General features: G+C 71.1%; 7 protein-coding genes. 2 read left to right on the top strand and 5 right to left on the bottom strand.

What is annotated here, in order from left to right; translation table 11 throughout:
• The 5 genes from AS029_RS14805 to AS029_RS14825 all read right to left on the bottom strand — a co-directional run bounded on the left by AS029_RS14805 (window position 1) and on the right by AS029_RS14825 (window position 5,936).
• Window positions 1–855 carry an ABC transporter permease gene (locus tag AS029_RS14805; protein ID WP_058233364.1) on the bottom strand — a complete coding sequence of 285 codons (855 nt, stop codon included), beginning with the start codon at window positions 853–855 and terminating at the stop codon, window positions 1–3.
• Window positions 855–1,838 carry an ABC transporter permease gene (locus AS029_RS14810; protein WP_058233365.1) on the bottom strand — a complete coding sequence of 328 codons (984 nt, stop codon included), beginning with the start codon at window positions 1,836–1,838 and terminating at the stop codon, window positions 855–857. The genes AS029_RS14805 and AS029_RS14810 overlap by 1 nt, the downstream gene beginning before the upstream one ends.
• Window positions 1,839–1,896: 58 nt before the next feature.
• Entirely contained in the window at window positions 1,897–3,552 is a 1,656-nt protein-coding gene (locus AS029_RS14815; RefSeq protein WP_058233366.1) for an ABC transporter substrate-binding protein, read from the bottom strand.
• Window positions 3,549–4,916 carry an acyl-CoA dehydrogenase family protein gene (locus AS029_RS14820; RefSeq protein ID WP_217630078.1) on the bottom strand — a complete coding sequence of 456 codons (1,368 nt, stop codon included), beginning with the start codon at window positions 4,914–4,916 and terminating at the stop codon, window positions 3,549–3,551. The genes AS029_RS14815 and AS029_RS14820 overlap by 4 nt, the downstream gene beginning before the upstream one ends.
• A 144-nt stretch (window positions 4,917–5,060) precedes the next feature.
• On the bottom strand, window positions 5,061–5,936 hold the full coding sequence (locus AS029_RS14825; protein ID WP_058233367.1) for a LysR family transcriptional regulator: 876 nt from the start codon (window positions 5,934–5,936) through the stop codon (window positions 5,061–5,063).
• A gap of 180 nt (window positions 5,937–6,116) precedes the next feature.
• Between AS029_RS14825 and AS029_RS14830 the strand changes: the two genes are divergently transcribed.
• Together AS029_RS14830 and AS029_RS14835 are read left to right on the top strand one after the other, a co-directional pair.
• On the top strand, window positions 6,117–6,479 hold the full coding sequence (locus AS029_RS14830; protein ID WP_058233368.1) for a carboxymuconolactone decarboxylase family protein: 363 nt from the start codon (window positions 6,117–6,119) through the stop codon (window positions 6,477–6,479).
• The gene (locus AS029_RS14835; RefSeq protein ID WP_058233369.1) at window positions 6,472–7,332 is read left to right on the top strand and encodes a sulfurtransferase; all 861 of its coding nucleotides are present in this window, start codon (window positions 6,472–6,474) and stop codon (window positions 7,330–7,332) included. The genes AS029_RS14830 and AS029_RS14835 overlap by 8 nt, the downstream gene beginning before the upstream one ends.
• Window positions 7,333–7,454 lie beyond the last annotated feature (122 nt).

Consider the following 7,454-nt stretch of genomic DNA (forward strand, 5'->3'; position numbering starts at 1 on the left):
TCAGTCCTTCGCTCGCAGCCAGCGGCTGACACGGTTGATCGAGAGCACGGTCGCGACGATGACCGCGGAGGGGGCGTACACCAGCCAGGGGCTGGAGACGAGATAGTCCTTGCCCGCCGAGACCAGGAGTCCCCAGTCGGATGCCGGCGGCGGATCGCCGTAGCCGAGGAACGCCAGACCGGCGATGACGAGGATCGACACCCCGAACTGCAGCACCGCGAGCGACAGGACGGAGCGCGAGGCGTTGGGCAGCACGTGCGCGAGCAGCACGTGCGCTCGCGAACCGCCCTGCAGGCGCGCCGCCTCGACGAACACGGTGCTGCGCACCTTGACCGCCTCGGAGCGCATCACCCGCGCGAACACGGCGACGGCCGAGATGCCGGTGGCCACGGCGGCGTTGATCGTCTGGAATCCCAGCGAGCTGACGACGACCACCGCGAGCAGGAAGCTGGGGATGGCCAGCAGCACGTCGATCACGCGGGCGGTGACGACGTCGACGATCCCGCCGAAGAAGCCCGCCACCAGTCCCAGCAGGCCGCCGATCACGACCGCGATGAAAACGGCGACGAGGGCGCTGACCACGGAGGAGCGCGTGCCGTAGACGACCCGGGCGAAGACGTCTCTTCCGAGGTTGTCGGTGCCGAACCAGTGGGCGGCGCTCGGCGGCAGCAGCTTCTCGGCCGTGTCGCCGACGACCGGGTCGGCACTCGAGAACAGACCGGGGGCGATCGCCCAGGCGGTCACGACGAGGAGCACGAGGGCGGCGACCACCACCGTCGCGGGCACGAGCCGGGCGCGGACGGGGCGCCGGGGCGCGGCATCCCGGATCGTGGTCGAGGTCAGCACGGAGGCCATCAGACGCTCGCTCTCTCGGGGGTCGGGGTCGGTCGCGATGCGCGGTGCACGAGGTCCACGCGCGGGTCGAGCAGGGGGTAGACGAGGTCGGCGAGCAGGTTGACCGTCACGAAGACCACGGCGGCCAGCGCCACCACCGCCTGCAGCACGGGGAGATCCTGGGTGGCGACCGCGGTCTGCACGACGCTGCCGATACCGGCCCGTCCGAAGACGGTCTCGGTGATCAGGGCGCCGCCCAACAGCTCGCCCACCGTCAGAGCGATGACGGTCACGACGGGCAGGGCCGAGGGCTTGAGCAGGTGGGCGAAGAACAGTCGCGCCCGCCCCAGCCCTCGGGCGTAGGCGACCACGGCGTAGTCCTGACGGAACTCGTGGTCGAGCCCCGTGATGAGCACCTCGGCGATCTGAGCCGACACCGGGATGCCGAGCGCCACCGCCGCGAAGAACGTCGCGATCGGAGCATCCGGGTCGATCACGGAGAACAGCCCGAGCTGGAAGGCGAACACGTTGAGCAGCAGCAGACCGATGACGAAGTTCGGCACCGAGAGGAACAGCGCGGGGAACGACCGCAGCAGCCGCGCCGCGCGCTCGGGCAGCACCTGGACGCCGTAGGCGATGGCGAACGCGAGGATGAGAGCGACGGCGAGGGCGGTGACCGCGAGCGACAGGGTCGACGGCAGCGCCTCGCCGATGATGGTGGCGACCGGCTGGCTGGAACGCAGCGAGATGCCGAGGTCGCCGACGACGAAGCGGCTGAGCGCTTCCCACAGCTGCACCCACACCGGCCGGTCGAGGCCGTAGAACGACACCATCTGCGCGATCTGATCCTCGCTGAAGCCGTTCTCGGGGTTGCGCAGGGTGCTCGTCAGCGGATCGCCGGGCAGCACGCTGATGACCACGAATGTCAGCACGTAGGCCAGCAGCACCACGAGCACGGCCTGGCCGAGGCGCTTCAGCGCGAACACTGCGTAGGCGGGGTTCATGCCATCTCCTTCACGAAGGCGGTCCCGGCCGGCGCCGCGGCGCCGGCCGGGAGGGGGGTCACTTCTGCAGGTACGCCGCGGCGTAGCCGGCGATGGCGACACCGTTGTAGGTGACGCCCTGCAGCTTCGGGCTCTGCACGTAGATGCGCTGCACGATCTGGGTGATCGGAACGAACAGCCCCTGCTGCAGCACGTACGTCTGCAGTTCGTCGACGGCGGCGGCACGGGTGTCGAGGTCGGTGGCCCGCGCGATGCGGTCGCGGAGGTCGTTCAGCGTCGGGTCGGTCTCGCCGAGGCCGAACCAGTCCTCGCCCTTGTTGGCACTGGTGAGGATGCTCGCGACGGTCCCGACGTCGATGAACGAGCGGGTGATCTCGTACAGGGGTGTCGTGGAGTCGTTCTTGACCTTCTCGCCGAAGGTCGCCACGTCGTACGTCTGCACCGTCACGGTGAAGCCCAGGGTGCCGAGCTGCTGGGCGACGAGTTCGTCGATGGATGCCGAGGTGGCCAGGTACGGGTTGGCGTACAGCGTCACCGCGAGGTGCTGGCCGTTCTTCGTGCGCTTTCCGTCGGCTCCGGGCACCCAGCCCGCTTCGTCGAGCAGGGCAGCTGCCTTGTCGGCGTCGAACGCGAAGTCGGCCGAGTGGGCGGTGGCTTCGGGCACGTTGCTCTGGATGAGGCCCTGGGCCGCCTGCCAGCCGTCGGTGTAGACGGTGTCGAGGATCTGCCGACGGTCGATGCCGTGCTGCAGCGCCTGTCGCACCCGCACGTCGTCGAACGGCGCGGCCGTGACGTTCACCCGGTATCCGTTGGTGAAACCCAGGTAGCGGGGAAGTCCGACCTCGTAGCCGCGATCGGTGAGACCGGCCAGTTCGCTCGGCTGGATGTTGTAGATCACCTGCGCCTGGTCCGAGGTCAGCGCGCCGATACGAGTGCTGGACTCGGCCACCTGCTTGTAGGTGAGGGTGTCGAGGTAGGGCGCCCCGGTGTGACCGATCGCCTCGGGCCCCCAGGTGTAGTCGACGCGCTTGGCGAGCACGACGTCGTCGCCGTCGGCCCAGCTCCGGATCGTGAACGGCCCCGACCCCGAGAAGTTGTCGAGATCGCCCTGCTCCTCCTTCGACAGCGCGAGGGTCTTCGGCGAGACGAGGATCGACCCGTGGTAGCCGAGCGTCGGGATGAAGCCCAGAGTGGGGGCGCTGAAGGTGACCTCCACGGTCTGCGCGTCGACCGCGGTGGCCTTCTGGTAGGTCTTCGGAAACAGGCCGATGGGCGTGATGCCCTTGTCGGGGGCGCCGAAGGCCCAGTAGTCGAGGTTCGTGACGACCGCGGCGGCGTCGAGCGCCGTGCCGTCGGAGAAGGTCACGCCCTCTTCGAGGTGCAGCGTGAACGCCGTGGCATCCGCGTTCTGGTCCCAGCTCGCGGCGATCCACGGCGAGACGGCACCGCTGTCGTCGACGTACACGAGCTTGTCGGTCACCTGGCCCCAGATGTTGCCCTGGTAGCTCGAGATCGAGCTCTCGTTGGGGACCCAGCTCGTGCCGAGGGAGTTGATGAGGAAGACCGCGTCGCCGCCCTCGGTCGGACCCGCGTCCGCTCCGGCGGAGGTCGATCCCGTGCCCGCGCAGCCGGCGAGCAGGGTGAGGGAGAGGGCGACGGCCGCGGCGAGCGCGGCGCGCCGACGGTGTCGGTGGCGGGACGGATGCTGCGTCATGAGGGTGTCCTTCGGGTGCGGGCCTGAGGCGGCCGTGAACTCTTCCCCGAGTGTCTGGGCGGGGCCGCAGCGGGGTCCAACGACGGAGACGGATGAGAACCCATCGGCACGCATGATGGATGCCGAAAAGGCCCCTGTCCGGCCTTTTCTCCGAACAGGGGCCCTCTCGGCCGTGACGCGGCGTGACGCCGTGTTGCGTCACACGTCGAGCACGCGTCGGCCCGCCGCGAGGAGCGCGGCATCCTCCTGCGGCGGGTGCACGCGGCCGACAGCACGTCGCGCAGGTGCCGTTCGAGGGGGTTGTGGCGGCTGAGAGCCGGGTTGCCGAGGGCGGCGACGGCGGTCTCCACCGCGGAGATCGCGGAGCGGACGATGAGCACCTTCGCCAGCGGCGTCCGCGCGATCGCCGCCTCGTCGCCGGCGACCGCCCGCGCGGTGAGGCCGTACAGCAGTTCCTCGGCCTGTACGAGCTGCGCCTCGATCTCGCCCGCCAGGCTCTGGATGCGTTCCGTGGACGCGATCGGTCGCCCGAGGCCCGCGGGGACCCGCTCGTGCGCGAAGCGCGTGAAGAAGTTCTGCGCGGCGCGCGCGACGCCGACGTAGATCGCCGCGTGGGTGAGAGAGAGCGCCGACGCCCGGCTCGACGGGTCGCGGTACGTGCCCTGGAACGGGATCTCCAGGAACCGGTCGGCCGGAACCACGACCTCGTCATAGACCACGTCGTGCGTGGAGCTCGCGCGAAGCCCGAGATGATCCCAGGTGGGGATGATCCGGATGCCGGGATCGTCTCCCGCGACCACGACGTGACCGACCCGCGGCTCCGGGTCGTCTGTCTTGGCCCAGACGAGGTGGTAGTCCAGGCCCGTGCTGGCCGTCACGTACGCCTTGCGCCCCGACAGTACCCAGCCGTCGGCCGTGCGGCGAACCGTCGTGGCGGGCAGGCCGCCCCGCGCGGGGGCCCCGAGCTCGGGCTCGGCACGCGCGGTGTTGATCGAGACCGGCCGCTCGGCGGTCTCGGCGACGATCCGTTCGTACAGGGCTTCGGGCAGCCCCCCGCGCCCGGACTGCGCGACGTGGGCGGCCAGGGTGTTGGCGAAGATCAGCGCGACCGACGGATCGCCCTGACCGATCGCCTGCACGGTGCGCAGGCGATCGAGCGGTCCGAGGCCCCCGCCGCCGAAGCGCTCGTCGACGACCGCGGCGAAGACGCCGGCGCGATGCACGGCGGCGAGGCCGCCGGCGGGGAACTCCCCCGACCGGTCGTAATGGTCGGCGGTCTCGGCGACCGCCGCGGTCAGGGCGGCGAGCTCGTCCGGTCGGGCGGTGAACGCGGTGGTGCGGGCAGGTGCGAGAGGGACGGTCATCCCTTCATGCTCGATGCGCCGCACCCGCGGCGTCCAACAGCGATCCCTGAACGGCATCCATCGCGTAATCCGATCTGTGGGCGCCTCTTCGCGCGCCGCTCGTGCCTGCGGCCGCGGCCGGGCGCGGCGGTCCCGGATGCGAGGTCACGCAGACACGGCGTGTACGTACCTGCGCGCCGTGAAGAAGCCGTCGAGCGAGGAGATCGCCGCTTCCTCCACCTCGGATTCGAGCCCGCGCCGGGTGATGAGCCGCACGTGGATCCGACCGAGGTCGGGGAAGTCCCGCCGCACCACGAGGCCGTCCGGCGTGCGCCCGCCGGTGGGGAGCACGGCGACCCCCAATCCGGCGCGTGCGGCCGCGATGACCCCCTCGAGGCTTCCGGACTCGGCCGCGATGTCGACGCGCGCGCCGATATCGCCGAGCTCCTGCAGCGCTCGCTGACGCATTCCGCACGGCTCCACGTAGGCGACCAGCGGCACGGGCTCTCCTGCCGCCGGTGCCTGCCAGCCGGGCGCCGCGTACCAGTTCAACGGCAGCTCGCCGACCTCGACGCCGGCCACGGTCGATCCCGTGTCCAGCACGACGGCGAGATCGATGCTGCCCTTGGCCACGGCATCCGTCATGCGCGTGGACCGATCGATGTGGAACTGCACCTGCCGCTCGGGGAAGGCCCGACGCATCGTGCCGAGCAGCTCGGGCAGCACCTGCTCGGCGGCGGTCTCGGTGGAGCCCACCACGATGGTCCGCGCGCGCGTGACGTCGAGCCGGGCGAGCGCTTCGTCGTGCACCGCGAGGATGCGCCACGCCTCGGCGAGCAGCTTCTCCCCGGCCTGGGTGAACTTGGCGCGGCGACCGTCGCGTTCGACGAGCAGCTGCTGCAGACGCTTCTCGAGCGAGCGCACGTGTTGGCTCACGGTGGGCTGGCTCAGGTGCAGCGCGACGGCGGCACGACCGAAGCCGCCGCACTCGTCGATGGCGACGAAGGTGCGGAGCTGGATGATGTCGAGCGTGTCGGCCATGCTCGGACGATAGACGCGACGGCGGGGATGCCGCGTGCGCGAGGTCACGCGCGTTCACATGGCATCCATCAGGGCGTGCGATGACTGCCCATCACGAACCCTGCATTGTTCCGCCTTCCGCATGCTTCCTAGGCTCGATCGCGCCGGCGCTTCTCCGTGCGCCCCGAGAGTGAGCGAGACATGAGCGACTTCTTCGACCGCGAGGGCGACCGCGCCTACACCCGCGACTACAAAGAGAGCACCCCCGACGTGCTTGCGGCCTTCACCCACTTCAACGACGCGGTGTTCGCGCGCGACGGGCGCGAGATCCCCCTGAAGTTCCGCGAGCTCATCGCGCTGGCCGTCGGCATCACGACACAGTGCACGTATTGCATCGACGGACACGCGCAGGCGGCGGTCCGGGCCGGCGCGAGCCAGGCCGAGATCGCCGAGGCCGCCTGGGTCGCGACCGCCATCCGGGCGGGCGGCGGTTTCGCGCATGGGCGCCTGGCCTTCAAACTGTCGGGTATCCACGACGAACAGCGGGAGCACGTGCATGCCTGAGATCCTCACCACGCCCACCGACCTGCGTGCCGCCCTCGCTGCCGGCGCCTTCCCCGACGGGGGCCCGGTGCGCGTGCTCGACGTGCGCTGGCGCCTCGATCGCCCCGACGGGCGCCCCGAGTACCTCGCCGGTCACATCCCCGGCGCGCAGTACGTCGACCTCGACCACGATCTGGCCGAGCACGGCGCTCCGACCGACGGGCGGCATCCGGTCCCCTCCATCGAGACGCTGCAGGCCGCCGCGCGGCGCTGGGGCATCGATGCCGGCGACACCGTGGTGGTCTACGACGACCTGAAGAACATGTCGAGCGCACGCGCCTGGTGGCTGCTGCGCCACGCCGGTATCGCCGACGTGCGCCTGCTCGACGGGTCGCTGCGCGCCTGGACCTCGGCCGGATACGACGTGGAGACCGGGGATGCCGAGACCCCCGCCCCGGGGAACGTCACTCTCACCTATGGGTCGCTGCCTGTGCTCGAGCTCGACGGCGTGAGCGCGTTCGCGGACGAGGCGCTGCTGCTCGACGCCCGCGCGGGCGAGCGCTACCGCGGCGAGGTCGAGCCCATCGACCCGCGGGCCGGGCACGTTCCGGGCGCGGTCAGCGCGCCCACCACCGAGAACGTCGACGGCGACGGACGGTTCCGTTCGCCCGACGAGCTGCGGTCGCGGTTCCGGATGCTCGGGGCCGACGACGGCGCGACGGTCGGCGTGTACTGCGGTTCCGGCGTGACCGCGGCGCACCAGGCGGTGGCCCTGACCCTCGCCGGCTTCGAGCCGCGCGTGTTCCCCGGGTCGTGGAGCCAGTGGTCGAACCACCCCGAGCTGCCCGTGGCGACGGGTCCCGAGCCGCGGTAAGTCTCCGGCATCCGTCTTGGCCGAGGCGCACCCGCCCGTCGATGACTCGCGCCGTCTGCCCGCTCCGACCGCGCCGCCACGAACACACGGCGCAAGTCACCGGATGGCCGCCCGCCCAAACG

The organism is Microbacterium enclense (assembly GCF_001456955.1).
Classification (GTDB): Bacteria; Actinomycetota; Actinomycetes; order Actinomycetales; family Microbacteriaceae; genus Microbacterium; species Microbacterium enclense.

Bases quoted from the DNA above. Each gene is read 5' to 3' on its own strand.
- AS029_RS14830 (WP_058233368.1), top strand. From the start codon at position 6,117: ATGAGCGACTTCTTCGACCGCGAGGGCGACCGCGCCTACACCCGCGAC.
- AS029_RS14805 (WP_058233364.1), bottom strand. From the start codon at position 855: ATGGCCTCCGTGCTGACCTCGACCACGATCCGGGATGCCGCGCCCCGG.
- AS029_RS14815 (WP_058233366.1), bottom strand. From the start codon at position 3,552: ATGACGCAGCATCCGTCCCGCCACCGACACCGTCGGCGCGCCGCGCTC.
- AS029_RS14835 (WP_058233369.1), top strand. From the start codon at position 6,472: ATGCCTGAGATCCTCACCACGCCCACCGACCTGCGTGCCGCCCTCGCT.
- AS029_RS14810 (WP_058233365.1), bottom strand. From the start codon at position 1,838: ATGAACCCCGCCTACGCAGTGTTCGCGCTGAAGCGCCTCGGCCAGGCC.
- AS029_RS14825 (WP_058233367.1), bottom strand. From the start codon at position 5,936: ATGGCCGACACGCTCGACATCATCCAGCTCCGCACCTTCGTCGCCATC.
- AS029_RS14820 (WP_217630078.1), bottom strand. From the start codon at position 4,916: ATGACCGTCCCTCTCGCACCTGCCCGCACCACCGCGTTCACCGCCCGA.